Origin of the sequence: Caballeronia sp. LjRoot29 (genome assembly GCF_964252755.1) — a bacterium.
Classification (GTDB): Bacteria; Pseudomonadota; Gammaproteobacteria; order Burkholderiales; family Burkholderiaceae; genus Caballeronia.
Map to the genome: position 1 here is coordinate 262,381 of NZ_CAXUPU020000005.1, position 15,961 is coordinate 278,341.

A 15,961-nucleotide genomic window follows, 5' to 3' on the forward strand; every position below is an offset into this window, starting at 1 on the left:
GGCCGCTGCGCCGCACGAACATGACGGGCATTGTGGTTCGCGTGCTCGTGGTCACGGTCGCGCTCACGGCTATTTTGCTGCTGGTCATGCTGGCCCTTGCCAGCGCGAACACCGAGTTCTTCGATCGCTATTATCAGTGGCTCTATGCCGCGAATCTCGCGGTGGCGGTCGTGCTGATCCTGATCGTGATCGGGCTGGTTGCAATCATCATCACCCGGGTCCGGCAGGGCAAATTCGGCACGCGGCTGCTCGCGAAACTCGCGTTTATCTTTGCGCTCGTGGGCGTGGTCCCGGGCGGGATCATCTACGTGGTGTCGTATCAGTTCGTGTCGCGCAGTATCGAATCATGGTTCGATGTGAACGTGGAAACCGCGCTCACGTCGGGGCTGAATCTTGGGCGCGGCATGCTCGATGCATCGCTGTCCGATCTGCAGAACAAAGGCCGCCTGATGGGCGACCAGCTTGCCAGCGCCGATCCAACCAGTCTCACGCTCACGCTGTTGCGCTTGCGCGATCAGTTCAACGTGCAGGATGCGACCATTGTTGAACCGGCGAGGGGCGGCTCCGGAACCGCACCCGATGTGCGCGTGGTGGCGCAGGCATCGAGTAACTTCGCGGCGCTCGTGCCCGACGACTTGCCAACGCCGCTGCAATTGAATCAGGCGCGCGGCAGGCCGTATGGCGCTATTGAAGGCGAGGTCGATGGCGATGCAAGCCTGACCGGACCCAAGGGCGCGCTGAGGCTGAGGGTGATCGTCAAGATTCCCGATAGCTCGACGACTGAACTGCAGCCGGCGGAACGTTTCCTGCAAATCGAGCAGCCGGTCAGCACCGCGCTTGCTCGCAATGCCGACGCCGTGCAGCGCGCGTATCGCGAGTATCAGGAAAAGGCGCTGGGGCGGACTGGCTTGCGCAAGATGTATATCGGCACGCTGACGCTGGCGTTGTTCCTCGCGACCTTCATCGCCATGATGCTGGCGCTCGCGCTTGGCAATCAACTCGCGCGGCCGTTGTTCCTGCTCGCGCAAGGCACGAAGGAAGTGGCCGAGGGCGATTACACGCCCAAGCGCGAAGTGAAGTCGCGTGACGAACTCGGTTTCCTCACGCAGTCGTTCAACGCGATGACGCGGCAATTGTCGGAGGCGCGTGCGGCGGTTGAGAACAACCGGATCGCACTCGAACATTCGAAGGCGTATCTCGAAAGCATTCTTGCTAACCTGACCGCCGGCGTGTTCGTGTTCGACCGGCAGTTCCGCCTGACCACGGCAAATCGCGGCGCGGCGCGGATTTTCCGGCAGCCGTTCACTGCGTCGCTGAACTTGCCGCTTGAACAGATCGGTGTGCTGTCCGAGTTCGGCGCGATGGTGCGCAAGGCATTCGCGGATCGCGATGCAGCGGCAAGCGGGAGTGGTCGGCCGATTGGTGACCGCGGTCACTGGCAACAGCAACTGGCCGTTCCGGTGGCTGGCGAGACTGATCCGTTGACCTTGCTGGTACGCGGTACGCAGTTGTTGACGTTGACCGAAAGCGATACCGACGACGCCGAGACAACGGGCTACGTAGTCGTATTCGACGACATCTCCGACGTCATCTCCGCGCAGCGTTCAGTCGCTTGGGGCGAAGTGGCGCGGCGGCTGGCGCACGAGATCAAGAATCCGCTTACGCCGATCCAGTTATCGGCTGAACGCTTGCAAATGAAGCTCGCCGACAAGCTCGCTCCTGCCGACGCCGAAGTGCTCAAGCGCGGCGCGACGACCATCGTGAATCAGGTGCAGGCGATGAAGCAGATGGTCGACGACTTCCGCGAATACGCGCGCACGCCGCCGGCTGTCCTGGGCAACCTGCAGCTCAACGATCTCGTGGCCGAAGTGCTGACGTTGTATGGCATTGAAGAAGGCAAGAGTCACATCACGGTGGAACTGACAAAATTGCCGGTGATTCGCGGCGATGCCACGCAGCTTCGGCAGGTTATCCACAATCTTTTACAGAACGCGCAGGATGCGGTGGCCGATGTGGCCGAACCTCGCGTGCTGCTTGAAACGAAGACAGTAGAATATGGCGACTCCGATGCGTCAGGTCATGCCCGCGTGGCGGTGCGGTTGACGGTATCGGATAACGGTTCTGGTTTTCCCGCGCGAATTCTCTCGCGCGCATTCGAGCCTTATGTGACAACCAAGGCGAAGGGCACGGGTCTGGGTCTTGCAACGGTAAAGAAGATCGTCGATGAGCATGGCGCGCGCATCGACATCCGCAATCGTTCTAAGACCCCTGACGTGATCGAAGGCGCGCAGATCTCGATTTTGTTCCTGCAACTCGCGGAAGATTCCGCCGAACCGGGCGCGACACCGCCCTTGGCGGCGGCGAGCCACGGAACGACAAAAGCATTAGTGCAGACAAGGGCAGCGTAAATGGCAACCATCCTGGTGGTAGACGACGAAATGGGTATCCGGGAATTGCTCTCGGAGATCCTGAGCGACGAAGGTCACGTGGTGGAGACGGCGGAGAATGCGCAGTATGCGCGAGAGTACCGGTTGCGGCAGGCGCCGGATCTCGTGCTGCTCGACATCTGGATGCCCGATACCGACGGCGTGACGCTGCTAAAAGAGTGGGCGGCGCAAGGCAAACTCACCATGCCGGTGATCATGATGTCGGGCCATGCGACTATCGATACGGCGGTTGAAGCCACGAAGATTGGTGCGCTCAACTTCCTCGAGAAGCCGATCGCTTTGCAGAAACTGCTCAAGGCGGTCGAGCAAGGTCTTGCGCGCGGCACGGCTGCCGCGCCCATCGCGAACACCGCCATGCGGCCGGCGTTGCCGCCGAGTGGTTCGACATTGCCGGCTTCCGCTGCGTTGCCGGTGGCTTCGTCGCTGAGTCTTGCTGGCGGAGATTCGGGCGCGCTAGGTGCCGCTGCGGGTCCGGCTGGTGCGACGGCGTCCATCTCTTTCGACATCCCGTTACGCGATGCCCGCGATGCCTTCGAGCGCGCGTACTTCGAGTATCACCTGGCGCGTGAAAACGGCAGCATGACGCGGGTGGCGGAGAAGACCGGATTGGAGCGCACGCACTTGTATCGCAAGCTCAAGCAGCTCGGTGTGGATCTGGGCAAGAACAAGAGCGACGCTTGACTGGCGGGGGAAGAGGAGGTGAACGAGGATCGTTACAGTGAAAAGTTGGCAAAAAGCACTTGAGCGACATAATCCCCTTTGATATACTTTCGTTCTTCGTGGCCCGGTAGCTCAGTTGGTAGAGCAGCGGATTGAAAATCCGCGTGTCGATGGTTCGATTCCGTCCCAGGCCACCACAGTTGCAAAAATGCCCGGAAACCGTAAGGTTTCCGGGCATTTTCAATTGGGTTTCGTCGTTCGTGCTCGTTCTGGTTTTGGGTCAAGCCTTGGCCGAGAGCGAAGATTGGCCATCATGGTAAAATCCTTGGTTCTTCAAAGACTTGGCTAAAATAGGATCGGGATAAAACTGCGCGGCGAACTGCGCTGCGGCCGCTCCTGAACATTAGCCATATCGCGCACTTCATCTTCTCCATTGGAGTTTCACGGTGACTCGGACAGACGCTAAAGACAGCGCACTGGTGCTGTTTTCCGGCGGCCAGGATTCGGCCACATGCCTCGCCTGGGCGCTCGACCGTTTTACAACCGTCGAGACGCTTGGCTTCGACTATGGACAGCGGCATCGTGTGGAACTCGAATGCCGGGAGGGCTTCCGTGAATCGCTGAGACAGCAGTTTCCGCAGTGGGCCGAACGGCTCGGCGAAGACCACATGATCGACCTGTCCGTGCTCGGCGCGATCAGCGACACCGCCATGACGCGCGAGATCGAAATCGAAGCCACCGCGAACGGGTTGCCCAACACCTTCGTGCCCGGCCGCAATCTCATGTTCATGACGATCGCCGCTGCTATTGCGTACAGGCGCGGGTTGAAGGTGCTCGTCGGCGGCATGTGCGAAACAGATTTCTCGGGCTATCCCGATTGCCGCGACGACACCATGAAGGCGCTGCAAGTCGCCCTCAACCTCGGCATGGACAGCCGCTTCCTGCTCGAGACACCGCTCATGTGGCTCGATAAAGCCGACACTTGGCGCCTGGCCGAAGAGCTAGGCGGCGAGGCGCTGGTGGAACTGGTGCGCGTCGAGACGCACACGTGTTATGTCGGCGAGCGCGCCGAGTTGCATGAATGGGGTTTTGGCTGTGGCCAATGTCCGGCGTGCAAGCTGCGCAAGCGCGGCTACGAAGCCTACAAGTCGGGTGAGCAAGTCACTATCGAACCGGTCTGATCATGACGTACGCAGTAAAGGAAATTTTCTACACGTTGCAGGGCGAAGGCGCAAATGCCGGCCGCCCGGCTGTGTTTTGCCGCTTCGCCGGCTGCAATCTCTGGTCGGGTCGCGAGGAAGATCGTGCGGACGCAGTCTGCCAGTTTTGCGACACGGATTTCGTCGGCACGGATGGCGAGAACGGCGGCAAATACAAAACGCCGGCAGACCTCGTCGCCATGATTTCATCGCAATGGCCGGAAGGCGAAGCGCACAAGTTCGTGGTCTGCACAGGCGGCGAGCCCATGTTGCAGATCGACCCGCCCTTCGTCGATGCCCTGCATGCAGCCGGCTTCGAAATGGCGATAGAAACGAATGGATCGCTGCCGGTGCTGGACAGCATCGACTGGATTTGCGTGAGCCCGAAAGCCGGTGCGCCGCTGGTCGTGACGAAGGGCAACGAGTTGAAGGTCGTCGTGCCGCAAGACAATCAGCCGCTGGCCGATTACGCCAAACTCGACTTCGAGTATTTCCTCGTGCAACCCATGGACGGCCCGTCGCGCGACATTAATACGAAGCTCGCTATCGACTGGTGCAAGCGGCATCCGCAATGGCGCCTGTCCATGCAGACGCACAAGTACCTGAACATCCCCTAACGCGAATCAAGCCCCCTAGCTGAGCAGACGTGCAGACGATTACCCGAAAACTTGAATTCGATGCGGGCCACCGCATCCCCGATCACCGCAGCCAGTGCCGTAACCTGCACGGTCATCGGTATGTGCTGGAGATCACGCTGCAGGGTGAGCTCGTTGAAACGGAAGGCGCGCCGGATCGCGGCATGGTGATGGATTTCGCCGACGTCAAGGCGCTCGCCATGGAACATTTGGTCAACAAGTGGGACCACGCGTTTATCGTCTATGCACGCGACGAAGTCGTGCGCAGCTTTCTCGAGCAAATGGCCGACCACAAGACCGTCGTGCTTGACCGTATTCCGACCGTTGAAAATCTTGCCGCCGAAGCGTTCCGCATTCTCTCCGGGGTCTACAACGACCACTACGGCGTTGATCTGAAGTTGAAGCGCGTGCGTCTGTACGAAACGCCGAATTGCTGGGCGGACGTCGAAGGCGTCTGACGCTTCACACGTCTCCAAGGCGCGCTCCTGCCAGCGCTCTTTTGTCACGGTATGATCTTTGGACAAGCCGCACGTTTTGTTGCGGCGCATTCAGCGACATAGCCTATTGGAGCGAGACATGCCTGCCAGCCATCCCGCCGCGCCTGACCTGTCAGGGACCACGCGATGAGCACCTACACCAACCTCCTCAAACAGCGTTTCACCGAATCCGGCACCTTGTTCGGCCTGTGGTTATCGCTGGGCAGCGCGGACGTGGCCGAAGCCGTCGCGCACGCGGGTTTCGACTGGCTGTGTATCGACATGGAGCATTCGCCGAACGACAGCCATGACGTCGTCGCGCAACTTCGCGCGATTGCCGCTGCGCACTTGCCGACCGAACCGATCGTCCGCGTGCCGGCGCATGAAGGTTGGCTGGTCAAGCGCGTGCTCGACGCGGGCGCGCGCACCCTGATGTTCCCGAACGTGGAAACGGCGGAAGAGGCGGCACACGTCGTGCGGCTGACGCAGTATCCAGACGCCGATGCCCGCGATGGCCTGCGCGGCGCCGCCGGCGCAGTGCGCGCGGCGGCATACGGCGTCCGGCGCGATTACGTGAGTTCGGCGAACGCGCAGATATCGACCATCGTGCAGATTGAATCCGAGCAGGCGCTCGCGAACGTGGAAGCAATCGCGGCGACGCCGGGCGTCGATTGCCTGTTCATTGGACCGGCCGATCTGGCCGCGAGTCTCGGTCATCTCGGCGATACGAAACATCCCGACGTCCACGCGGCAATCACGAAAATTATCGATACCGCCAAACAAGCCGGCATCGCGAGCGGCATTTTTGCGCTCGATGTTTCGAGTGCACGCTCCTATGCGGAAGCGGGCGTGAAGGTCATCGCCTTATCGGCGGATGTGGGTTGGCTGTTAAAGGCGACGCGACAGGCGTTGCAGGAGGCGAGGGCATGAAACCCGGAATATTGGGCGCAGTATCGGTAGCGTTGGTGATGGCGTGCAGCGCGGCAAGCGCACAGACGGTCAAGGGCAGTGACAGGGCGACGCAAAACGCCGTCGCCGATTACAACGCGGGCAATTTTGGTGTCGCGCGCTCGGAGTTCCTGAGTGCGGCGAAGAACGGCAGCCGTCTAGCCGAATTCAATTACGCGATGATGCTGGTGAACGGCGAAGGCGGCGCGGCGGATGTGGAAGAAGGCAAGAAGTGGCTGCGCAAAGCCGCCGATGCCAACATGACGCAAGCGCAGTACGTGTACGGGAAAATGTACGACGATGGCGAGTTTGTCGCGCGTGATCCGGCGGAGGCGCATCGCTGGTTCTTGCGGGCGGCGAACCAGGGCCATGTTTTGGCGGAGCTTGCGCTGGCCAATCAGTTCCTCGATGGCCGCGGCACGCCTCGCGATAACGCCCAGGCGTTTGTCTGGTACAAGAAGGCGGCCGAAGGCGGCGACATGACCGCGCAATACGTGGCTGGATCCTTTTACGAACGCGGCGGCGATGGCGTGCAGAAGAACATCAACGTGGCACGCGCGTATTACGCGGCGGCGGCAGCGCAGGGCGATCCTGCGGCGAAGCTGAAGTTCCAGCAACTCAGCGCGGAACTCGCGCACGAACAGCCGCAATAACAAAAGCCCGCGATGAAGCCAATCATCGTGGGCTTTGCTTTAACAACGCTTGCCGTAGAAAAACACTAGCCTTTCATCAGCCGCTTTTGTCGTGACACGCTCATGATGAGTCCGATCGCAACGCCAAGCGTTGTGAGCGCGGTTCCGCCGTAGCTCATAAACGGCAGCGGCACGCCGACGACCGGCAAGATCCCGCTCACCATCCCGATATTCACGAACGCGTACGTAAAGAACGCCATGGTCAGCGATCCGGCCAGGAGGCGTCCGAACAACGTCGCCCCGGCTGCCGCGATAAACAGCCCTCGCGCGATCAACGCCATATAAAGGAACAGCAGCACCAGTCCGCCCGCGAGCCCGAACTCCTCCGAAAACACCGCGAAAATGAAGTCGGTGTGTTTTTCAGGAATGAACTCAAGGTGCGACTGCGTGCCCTTCAACCAGCCTTTTCCGAAGGTCCCACCCGAGCCGATTGCAATGACAGCCTGAATGGTGTGGAAGCCCTTGCCGAGTGGATCGGACGTTGGATCGAGCAGCGTACAGATCCGATGCTTCTGGTAATCGTGCATCAGTGGCCAGTTCACTTCCGGCTGGCAAATGCGATCCTGGAACACGCCGATACTCGCAACCATCAGCACGACGGCCACCAGCACCGGCACGATCAGCTTGAAACTCAGGCCCGCGAAATAGATCACGAAGAGGCCCGCCGCGAACACCAGCACGGCGGTACCGAGGTCGGGCTGCTTGGCGATGATCGCGACCGGCAGCATCAGGATCAGGAAGCCGACCAGATAATCCCACCACCGGATACCGCCCTCACGCCGCTGGAAATACCACGCGAGCATCAGCGGCATCGCGATCTTCATGATCTCCGACGGCTGGATCACCACGCCCACGTTCAGCCAGCGTTTCGCGCCCTTGCGCGTCAACCCGAACGTGGCGACCGCGATCAGCAGCGCCATGCCGATGGTGTAAAGCGGCACGGCGAAACGCATCAGCGTGGGCGGCGGCACATTGGCGAGAATCCACATCAGGCCGAACGTCAGCATGATGTTGCGCAACTGGTCTTCAACGCGGCCGGGGACATCGAGACTCGCGCTGTACAGCGTCACGATACCCACGCACAGCAGCAGGAACACGATCAGCGCGAGCGGTTTATCGAAGCCCGCGAACATGCGCTTCGTACGGTCGAGCCAGACGCGCTTGTCGAAATGCAGCGCTTCCATGGAGATTCTCCTTTACTCGTCGATGCCGCCAGACGGCGTCAATGTCTGGATGGCGCTTTTGCCCGTGTTACGTGGGATCGCGGCGGTCGGCGGCGGTTCTTTCGGCGGCGATGGGGGCGTTGGCGGTGTTTTAGTGGCCGGCGCCTTGCGGACATCGGTGGGTCGGGTGGTTTCCTTCACGTTGACCACACCGGGCGCTTTCGATCCCGCTGGCGGGTGCGCGGTTTCCCGCGCTTCCGTGGCGATAGGCGTGACCGGCACGCGCGGCGCTTCCAGCGCGCGCAGCATGCTCGGCGCGACAGGAGCGGCCGACGCCGCCGAACCAGCCGATGCAGCCGATGCAGCCGGCGCGCTGGACGCCGCTGCGGCCCCGCTGCTTGCGGACGCAGCCGAATCGGACGCAGCCGCACTTGCCGCTGTCGCATTAGATGCAGCCACTGGCTTGAACGCTGGCGACGCACTGGTCACCGAAGCGGGCAGCGCTGCATCCACGGGGCTTTGCGCGCCCCCGATCACGGGTGCGTTCGCATCTTCCGTCGCCGATGCCGCCGCTGCCACGGCCGCTGCTTCCGCACCCGGCTTCATGCGGTCGACGAGATAATAATCCAGCACTTTTCGCGCGATCGGGCCTGCGGATTCCGCGCCCCAGCCGCCGTTTTCCACGATCAGCGCAACCGCGATAGTCGGATGATCCGCCGGCGCGAACGCAATAAACAGCGCGTGATCGCGCAAATGTTCGGCGATCGCGCTGTGTGAATAATTCGCGCCTTGCAGCGAATAAACCTGAGCCGTACCGGTTTTACCGGCCGCCACATAGGGCGCGCCGCGGAAGATCTTGGAGGCCGTTCCGTTGGTCACTACGCCTTCCATCGCCCGCTTGATGAAGTCGACGTCCACCTGCTTGACCGGAATCCTGTAACTCGGGTCGCGCACGGTGACGCGGACCGCCTTGTTGATCGGATTCTCGACTTCCTTGACCAGATGCGGCTTCATGACCACGCCATCGTTAGCGAGCGTCGCCGTAGCGTGCGCGAGTTGCAGGATCGTGAACGAGTTGTAACCCTGCCCAATACCCAGGCTGATCGTCTCGCCTTCATACCAGCGTTGTTGTTCGGGCTTCCGGTACGCCTTCTTTTTCCACTCGGTGGACGGAAGGATGCCGCGCGCTTCGCCGTTGATATCGATACCCGTGATCTGGCCGAATCCCCACGGCTTCATGAAGCCGGCCATCGCGTTCACGCCCAGATCGTGCGCGAGCATGTAGAAATACGTGTCGTTAGAGACCACGATCGCGCGGTTCATGTCGACCCAGCCCTGACCCGCGCGCACGTCGTTGCGGAACGTGTGGCCGCCGAACGTGTACGAACCCGGGTCCTGGAAACCCCAGCCGGTCGTGCGCTTGTGCAGCGTCAGCGCGGCGAGCGCCATGAAGGGCTTGTAGGTGGAACCCGGCGGATAGGTGCCGTGCAGCGGCCGGTTCAGCAGCGGGTGATCGGGCGAATTGTTGAGCGAATCCCAGGTCTGCTGGTCGATGCCATCGACGAACGAATTCGGGTCAAAACTGGGCGCCGATACGAACGCGAGCACGTCGCCCGTTGCCGGTTCGATAGCGACCAGCGCGCCGCGCTTGCCCGCGAACGCCTGCTCGGCGACCTGCTGCAAGCCGATATCCAGCGATAACACCAGGTTGTTACCCGGCGTGGCCTGCGTGCGGGAAAGCGTGCGCACGGGCCGCCCGCCCGCGGTGACTTCCACTTCCTCGAAGCCCGTCAGGCCATGCAACTCGGTTTCATAGCTCTGCTCCACACCAATCTTGCCGATGTAGTCCGTGCCCTTGTAGTTGTTCGCGTCCACGCGGGGATCGTAGTGATCGGTATCGGCGTCATTCTGGTCGCTCGCTTCGTCGATCCGTTCCTGATCGCGCTGCGAAATCCGCCCGATATAACCGATCACATGCGCCGCCGTCGGTCCCAGCGGATATTGCCGGAACAGCCGCGCACGCACTTCCACGCCCGGGAAGAGATATTTCTGGGCGGTGAAACGGGCGACTTCTTCGTCCGTCAGACGCGTTCGGATTGGCAGGCTTTCGAAATTCTTCGAGTCTTCGAGCAGCTTCTTGAAACGCCGCCGATCGCGTTGATCGACAGGAATCACGGTTCCAATGCGGTCGATTTCGTCGTCGAGCGTGGTGTTGATCTTCGATGGCGTGATTTCCAGCGTGTAAGCCGAATAATTCTTCGCCAGCACCACGCCGTTGCGGTCGGTGATGATGCCGCGGTTCGGCACGATGGGCGCGACCGAGATGCGGTTTTCATCGGCTTGCAGCGAGTATTTGCTGAAATGCCAGACCTGCAGGTACAGGAAGCGCACGCCGATCAGCCCGAAACAGACGAACACGAACAGGCCGGCGGCAGCCACACGCAGGCGAAACTTCGATAACTGTTGTTCGGCGTTCTGAAATTCGGTCATGCAATGTTCGCGGGGACCGCGTGTGTGGCGTCGGGTGTGCCGTAATCAGCGTGCAGCGGTTGCGGCAGACGCTCAACTAAACTTACTAAACTCAGATTGGCCGCGTGTCGTCCGGGTCCGTGGCGCGGCGCTGCGGAATCAGAAGCAGGAAACTCGCGACCGGCCACAAAATAGCCTCGACGAACCCATCGATCAGATACCCCCAGCCGGGAAACGCCGCGCCGGTCAGCAGGCGGATCACGAACGGCACGATTTGCGCACCGATCAGCAAAGGCGCGACCACGAACGTTTGCACGGGCAGAGACATCCACAATACGCGCCTGTGAATGGTGATGGCGCCATAGGACAACAACGTATACGCGAGCGCGTGCTCACCGAGCAGACTGGCATTGTGAACGTCCATGAGCATGCCGAGCATGAACGCGATACCCATGCCCACGCGACGCGGCTGATGGACGTTCCAGAACAGCAGCACGACCGCCACGAAATCCGGGATGCCGAAGGTCCTGCCCCAGGGAATCAGGTTCAACAGGAACGCCACGGCCAGACTGAACGTGATGAAGTACGGATTGACCGGCTGCAGGATGTATTGCGGACGGTTCATGGTGCTGCTCCGGGCGCGGGTTTGGCGGCAGGTTCAGCTTTCCTGCTGTGCCCGGATTTCTCGGCTTTCTTCGCGCTGGCGGGTTCGGATTTCTTCTCCGCCACGGGCGGTTCGGATTTCTTCGCAGCCGGCGCACTTGCTGGGGCAGCAGCCGCAGGGGCGGCTGCGCTGGCGCCTTTCGCCGGCGCTGCCTTCTTCTTGCCCTTGTTGTCCTTCGCTTCCTTGGCTGCAGCAGCTTCCTCTGCTTCTTCAGGATTCGGCGGCTGGTTGATCTCGTAATGCAGCACGAGCAGCTGGCGCGCACCGCGGACTGGGGCGATCGGCAGGCAGACGACGCGGGCGAACGCGGTATCCGCTTGTTTATCGACGCGAACCACTTTTGCCACCGGTAATCCCGGCGGATAAATGCCGTCCAGACCGCTGGTCACGAGTTCGTCGCCTGTTTGCACGTCGGCGCTGATGGGCACGAATCGCAGATCCAGCGTGTCGCCCTTCGGCGTGCCGTAGATCACGCTGCGCAATCCGGTCCGCACGATCTGCACGGGCACGGCCTGGTCTTTGTCGGAGAGCAGCGTGACTTCCGATTGCAGCGGGAACACACGCGTCACCTGCCCGATCACGCCGTCTTCGTTCACCACCGGCGCGCCGTCCTGGATGCCTTGCTGCGAACCCTTGCCGATCACGACTTTCTGCGTGAAAGGATCGCGGGTGTCGTACTGGACTTCGACGGGCGTGGTTTGCGTGCTGGCGCGCGAGCCGAGCTGCAGCAGCGCACGAAGATGCGCGTTCTCAGCAGCGAGCTGGGTTGCATCGCCCGCTTTCACCGACAAATCGAGGTTCTTTGCTTTCAGCTTGGTGTTCTCATTGCGCAGGTTTGCGCTGGTGACGGCCAGATCGGCCGCACCCATGAAGATGTCGCGCGGTACGAGCGCGGCGCGCTGAAGCGGATACAAACCCGCTCCCAGCACGCCGCGCACGATCTCGAGCGTATTGAAACGCGCGTCGGAGATCAGCAGGGCGAGGGCAAGCACCACGAAGAAGATCAATCGCGCGAGAGCGGATGGACCTTGCTTAAAGAGTGGCGGCGGACTGTATTCCATGGTCGGCGCCGAGGGCGTGATCGGTTGGGTCGATGCTGCGGGTCCGCGTGGGGGCGCGGCCCTGCCCAGCGCTGTCCTGCGTGACCCGGATCAAGCCGGACCACGTCAACCATTGCGCAAGTCGCATACTTCGCGCACGTCGCCGTTGTTGCATTGAGCGAGTGCGTGCTGTTGGCGCCTTGATGAAAGGCGTCAAGGCTTACTCGTAGGAGAAGATGCTGCCGAGCTTGTCCATGCGTTCGAGCGCCATGCCCGAACCACGCACGACGCACGTCAGCGGATCTTCAGCGACGAGCACCGGCAAGCCGGTCTCTTCAGCCAGCAACCGGTCCAGGTCGCGCAGCAAAGCGCCACCGCCGGTCAGCATCATGCCGCGTTCGGCGATGTCAGCGCCCAGTTCCGGCGGCGTCTGTTCCAGCGCAATTTTCACCGACGAAACGATCTGGTTCAACGGATCGGTCAGTGCTTCGAGAATTTCATTGCTCGAAATGGTGAAGCTGCGCGGAATGCCTTCCGAAAGATTACGGCCCTTGACTTCCATCTCCTTGACTTCGGAGCCCGGGAAAGCCGAACCGATTTCCTTCTTGATGGCTTCAGCCGTCTGCTCACCGATCAACATGCCGTAATTGCGACGGATGTAATTGACGATCGCTTCGTCGAACTTGTCACCGCCCACGCGCACGGAGCCCTTGTACACGATACCGCCGAGCGAAATCACGCCCACTTCGGTCGTGCCGCCGCCGATGTCGACAACCATGGAGCCCGTTGCCTCGGACACCGGCAAGCCGGCGCCGATAGCCGCAGCCATGGGTTCTTCGATCAGGTACACCTGCGACGCACCCGCGCCATGTGCCGCTTCCTTGATTGCGCGGCGTTCGACCTGGGTCGAACCGCACGGCACGCAGATGATGATGCGCGGCGAAGGCGAAAACATACGCGATTCGTGCGCAGTCTTGATGAACTGCTTGATCATCTGTTCCGTGACGGTGAAGTCGGCGATAACGCCGTCCTTCATAGGCCGGATAGCTTCAATGTTGCCCGGCACCTTGCCGAGCATCTGCTTCGCTTCGCGGCCGACAGCCTGAATGGTTTTCTTACCATTGGGACCGCCTTCCTGGCGAATTGAAACCACCGATGGCTCGTCAAGAACGATGCCCTTGCCCCGCATGTAGATCAGCGTGTTGGCTGTGCCAAGATCAATCGCCAGATCGTTTGAAAAGTAGCTGCGCAAAAAACCGAACATTCAAAATCCTGTCTCGCTGGGAGCCGTGCCTCGCTTCGAGCGCCAAAGGACGGCAGCGGAAAAAAATGACAGCCTGCAGCGGGACCCATTTTTTGGCCACGCAAATTGCAAGACTGCGGAGAAATCTACCGGAGGATGCAAGCGAACCAGGCGTGCACTTTTCTTAAAAATCTGTAACTAAGAACAGGCTGCTGGTAAGTCGATCCGGATTTGGGTCGAACGCGTAATGATACCTTATAATTTTGGGGTGTTCGAAGGAAAAGGACGGTACATTTTGCCACCGTCAAGCCTGCTTTTTAGGGCTCCTTTATCTCGAACTGCAGTCACTCTTGTAGTCGCTCTCGCAGTCGCGCTGTTTATCAGCGTGTAAGTCGAAAAAACCGGTGATCGAATGTCTCTGACCCTGACCGATGTAAAACGCATTGCGCACCTCGCGCGGCTCGAATTGCCCGAGCACGAGGCCGAACCCACGCTTGCGCGACTGAACGATTTCTTCGGTCTCGTCGAGCAAATGCAGGCCGTGGATACCACGGGTATCGAACCGCTTGCTCATCCGATCGAACAGATCGAGAAAGCCGAACTGCGTTTGCGAAACGATGCTGTTACAGAGCAAGTAAATCGCGAAGAGTTCCAACGGCCTGCACCCGCCGTGCGCGACGGGCTGTATCTCGTGCCCAAGGTTATCGAATAAGTGTGGTGTTTTGAGGCAGCGCCTCTGCGCCATGCAATCGAGGCCATGCAATAACGCACGAAAACATAAGGCGTCCGTCACCAGGTTTCTGGAAGGCGGCGCCTATCAGGAAGAACGCAATGCATCAGAAAAGCTTGACCGAACTGCGCGCGGCACTCGATGCCAAGACCCTCTCCGCCGTCGAACTTGCGCAGCTCTTTTTGCAGCGCATCGATGCAGCCAAGAATCTCAACGCGTTTATCAGTGTCGACCACGAGCTCACGCTCGAGCAGGCAAAAGCGGCGGATGCGCTGATCGCCAAGGGCGAAGCAGGCGTGCTGACCGGCCTGCCGATCGCCCATAAAGACGTGTTTGTCACGCGCGGATGGACCTCCACCGCTGGCTCGAAAATGCTCGCCAACTACGCGAGCCCGTTCGACGCCACCGTTGTCGAACGCCTCAAGAATGCAGGCGTCGTGACGCTCGGCAAGACGAATATGGACGAATTCGCGATGGGCTCGTCGAATGAGAATTCGTACTTCGGCCCGGTCAAGAATCCGTGGGATTTGAAGGCCGTTCCGGGCGGCTCGTCGGGCGGCTCGGCCGCCGCCGTCGCCGCGCGCCTCGCGCCCGCAGCCACTGGCACCGATACCGGCGGTTCGATTCGCCAGCCCGCGTCGTTCACCGGTATTACCGGAATCAAGCCAACGTACGGACGCGTTTCGCGTTACGGCATGATCGCGTTCGCGTCATCGCTGGATCAGGGCGGACCCATGGCCCGCAGCGCCTCGGATTGCGCGCTGTTGCTCAACGCCATTGCATCGTTCGATCCGCGCGACTCGACCAGCCTTCAGCGCGAAGACGAAGACTACACACGCTACATCGGTCAGAACTGGAGCGGCACGGACAAGGCCAAGCCGCTTGCCGGCTTGCGCATCGGCTTGCCGAAAGAGTTCTTCGGCGAGGGCCTGAGCGCAGAAGTGCGAAGCGCAATTGACGCGGCTCTCAAGCAATACGAAGCACTGGGCGCGACGCTGGTTGAAGTCACGTTGCCGAAGACCGAGCTGTCCATTCCGGTGTATTACATCATCGCGCCGGCGGAAGCTTCGTCGAACCTGTCGCGTTTCGATGGCGTGCGCTACGGGCATCGCGCGGCTGCATACACCGACCTTCTCGATATGTACAAGAAGTCGCGTGCCGAAGGTTTCGGGCCGGAGGTGAAGCGCCGGATTCTCGTGGGCGCGTACGTGTTGTCGCACGGTTATTACGACGCGTATTACCTGCAGGCGCAGAAAATCCGCCGCATCATCGCGCAGGATTTCCAGGAAGCCTTCAATCACTGCGATGTGATCATGGGACCGGTGGCGCCATCGGTGGCATGGAATCTTGGCGAAAAAGCCGATGACCCCGTCCAGATGTATCTCGCCGATATCTACACGCTGTCGATCAGCCTTGCCGGCTTGCCAGGCATGAGCGTGCCTTGCGGTTTCGGCCAAGCGGGCAGCGGCCATGCCACGCGGCCGGTCGGCTTGCAGATCATTGGCAACTATTTCAACGAAGCCCGGTTGCTCCAGGTCGCCGACGCATTTCAGCGCGCAACCGACTGGCACGTGCAATCACCGGCAGGAGTATGA

Annotated in this window: 14 protein-coding genes and 1 tRNA gene; 10 read left to right on the forward strand and 5 right to left on the reverse strand. The window is 60.8% G+C overall.

Annotation, left to right across the window (positions count from 1 at the left end):
* The first annotated feature begins 20 nt into the window (after nt 1-20).
* The 8 genes from ACSQ83_RS08675 (at nt 21) to ACSQ83_RS08710 (ending at nt 7,018) form a co-directional block, all read left to right on the forward strand.
* Entirely contained in the window at nt 21-2,408 is a 2,388-nt protein-coding gene (locus tag ACSQ83_RS08675; protein WP_414947927.1) for an ATP-binding protein, read from the forward strand.
* Nucleotides 2,409-3,128, forward strand: coding sequence for a response regulator transcription factor EsaR (esaR, locus tag ACSQ83_RS08680; protein ID WP_436227846.1), 720 nt, complete (start codon nt 2,409-2,411; stop codon nt 3,126-3,128).
* A 100-nt stretch (nt 3,129-3,228) separates the two neighbouring features.
* A tRNA-Phe gene (locus tag ACSQ83_RS08685) sits at nt 3,229-3,304 on the forward strand.
* A 249-nt stretch (nt 3,305-3,553) separates the two neighbouring features.
* A complete protein-coding gene (gene queC / locus ACSQ83_RS08690; protein WP_414947633.1) occupies nt 3,554-4,288 on the forward strand; it encodes a 7-cyano-7-deazaguanine synthase QueC in 735 nt (244 codons plus the stop codon).
* 2 nt (nt 4,289-4,290) lie between these two features.
* Complete coding sequence (gene queE / locus ACSQ83_RS08695; RefSeq protein ID WP_436227847.1) at nt 4,291-4,923, forward strand: 7-carboxy-7-deazaguanine synthase; 633 nt, start codon at nt 4,291-4,293, stop codon at nt 4,921-4,923.
* Nucleotides 4,924-4,952: 29 nt separating this feature from the next.
* Nucleotides 4,953-5,399: a 6-carboxytetrahydropterin synthase QueD gene (gene queD / locus ACSQ83_RS08700; RefSeq protein ID WP_062082379.1), complete on the forward strand. Its 447-nt coding sequence runs from the start codon at nt 4,953-4,955 to the stop codon at nt 5,397-5,399.
* Nucleotides 5,400-5,564: 165 nt separating this feature from the next.
* Entirely contained in the window at nt 5,565-6,347 is a 783-nt protein-coding gene (locus ACSQ83_RS08705; RefSeq protein WP_436227848.1) for an HpcH/HpaI aldolase family protein, read from the forward strand.
* Nucleotides 6,344-7,018 (forward strand): tetratricopeptide repeat protein, encoded by a 675-nt coding sequence (locus tag ACSQ83_RS08710; RefSeq protein ID WP_414947630.1) that lies wholly within the window; start codon nt 6,344-6,346, stop codon nt 7,016-7,018. Before ACSQ83_RS08705 ends, ACSQ83_RS08710 begins: the two co-directional genes overlap by 4 nt.
* A 65-nt stretch (nt 7,019-7,083) precedes the next feature.
* Here the strand turns inward: ACSQ83_RS08710 and rodA are convergent, their stop codons facing one another.
* From rodA to ACSQ83_RS08735, 5 genes are all read right to left on the reverse strand, one after another.
* Nucleotides 7,084-8,232 (reverse strand): rod shape-determining protein RodA, encoded by a 1,149-nt coding sequence (gene rodA / locus ACSQ83_RS08715; RefSeq protein WP_414947926.1) that lies wholly within the window; start codon nt 8,230-8,232, stop codon nt 7,084-7,086.
* Between the two features lie 21 nt (nt 8,233-8,253).
* A complete protein-coding gene (mrdA, locus tag ACSQ83_RS08720) occupies nt 8,254-10,710 on the reverse strand; it encodes a penicillin-binding protein 2 (protein WP_436227849.1) in 2,457 nt (818 codons plus the stop codon).
* Between the two features lie 91 nt (nt 10,711-10,801).
* A complete protein-coding gene (gene mreD / locus ACSQ83_RS08725; RefSeq protein ID WP_299703604.1) occupies nt 10,802-11,314 on the reverse strand; it encodes a rod shape-determining protein MreD in 513 nt (170 codons plus the stop codon).
* A complete protein-coding gene (gene mreC / locus ACSQ83_RS08730) occupies nt 11,311-12,414 on the reverse strand; it encodes a rod shape-determining protein MreC (RefSeq protein ID WP_414969695.1) in 1,104 nt (367 codons plus the stop codon). The genes mreD and mreC overlap by 4 nt, the downstream gene beginning before the upstream one ends.
* Before the next feature lie 199 nt (nt 12,415-12,613).
* Nucleotides 12,614-13,657 carry a rod shape-determining protein gene (locus ACSQ83_RS08735; protein WP_017772379.1) on the reverse strand — a complete coding sequence of 348 codons (1,044 nt, stop codon included), beginning with the start codon at nt 13,655-13,657 and terminating at the stop codon, nt 12,614-12,616.
* Nucleotides 13,658-14,048: 391 nt separating this feature from the next.
* On the opposite strand from ACSQ83_RS08735, the gene gatC reads away from it, so the two are divergent.
* Both gatC and gatA read left to right on the forward strand, forming a co-directional pair.
* The gene (gene gatC / locus ACSQ83_RS08740; RefSeq protein WP_436227850.1) at nt 14,049-14,348 is read left to right on the forward strand and encodes an Asp-tRNA(Asn)/Glu-tRNA(Gln) amidotransferase subunit GatC; all 300 of its coding nucleotides are present in this window, start codon (nt 14,049-14,051) and stop codon (nt 14,346-14,348) included.
* Between the two features lie 119 nt (nt 14,349-14,467).
* On the forward strand, nt 14,468-15,961 hold the full coding sequence (gatA, locus tag ACSQ83_RS08745) for an Asp-tRNA(Asn)/Glu-tRNA(Gln) amidotransferase subunit GatA (RefSeq protein ID WP_436227851.1): 1,494 nt from the start codon (nt 14,468-14,470) through the stop codon (nt 15,959-15,961).

Excerpts from the sequence above, each read along its gene's own strand:
- queE (WP_436227847.1), top strand. The coding sequence starts at position 4,291 with ATGACGTACGCAGTAAAGGAAATTTTCTACACGTTGCAGGGCGAAGGC.
- mrdA (WP_436227849.1), bottom strand. The coding sequence starts at position 10,710 with ATGACCGAATTTCAGAACGCCGAACAACAGTTATCGAAGTTTCGCCTG.
- mreD (WP_299703604.1), bottom strand. The coding sequence starts at position 11,314 with ATGAACCGTCCGCAATACATCCTGCAGCCGGTCAATCCGTACTTCATC.
- esaR (WP_436227846.1), top strand. The coding sequence starts at position 2,409 with ATGGCAACCATCCTGGTGGTAGACGACGAAATGGGTATCCGGGAATTG.
- ACSQ83_RS08735 (WP_017772379.1), bottom strand. The coding sequence starts at position 13,657 with ATGTTCGGTTTTTTGCGCAGCTACTTTTCAAACGATCTGGCGATTGAT.
- ACSQ83_RS08710 (WP_414947630.1), top strand. The coding sequence starts at position 6,344 with ATGAAACCCGGAATATTGGGCGCAGTATCGGTAGCGTTGGTGATGGCG.
- gatA (WP_436227851.1), top strand. The coding sequence starts at position 14,468 with ATGCATCAGAAAAGCTTGACCGAACTGCGCGCGGCACTCGATGCCAAG.
- gatC (WP_436227850.1), top strand. The coding sequence starts at position 14,049 with ATGTCTCTGACCCTGACCGATGTAAAACGCATTGCGCACCTCGCGCGG.
- ACSQ83_RS08675 (WP_414947927.1), top strand. The coding sequence starts at position 21 with ATGACGGGCATTGTGGTTCGCGTGCTCGTGGTCACGGTCGCGCTCACG.
- mreC (WP_414969695.1), bottom strand. The coding sequence starts at position 12,414 with ATGGAATACAGTCCGCCGCCACTCTTTAAGCAAGGTCCATCCGCTCTC.
- ACSQ83_RS08705 (WP_436227848.1), top strand. The coding sequence starts at position 5,565 with ATGAGCACCTACACCAACCTCCTCAAACAGCGTTTCACCGAATCCGGC.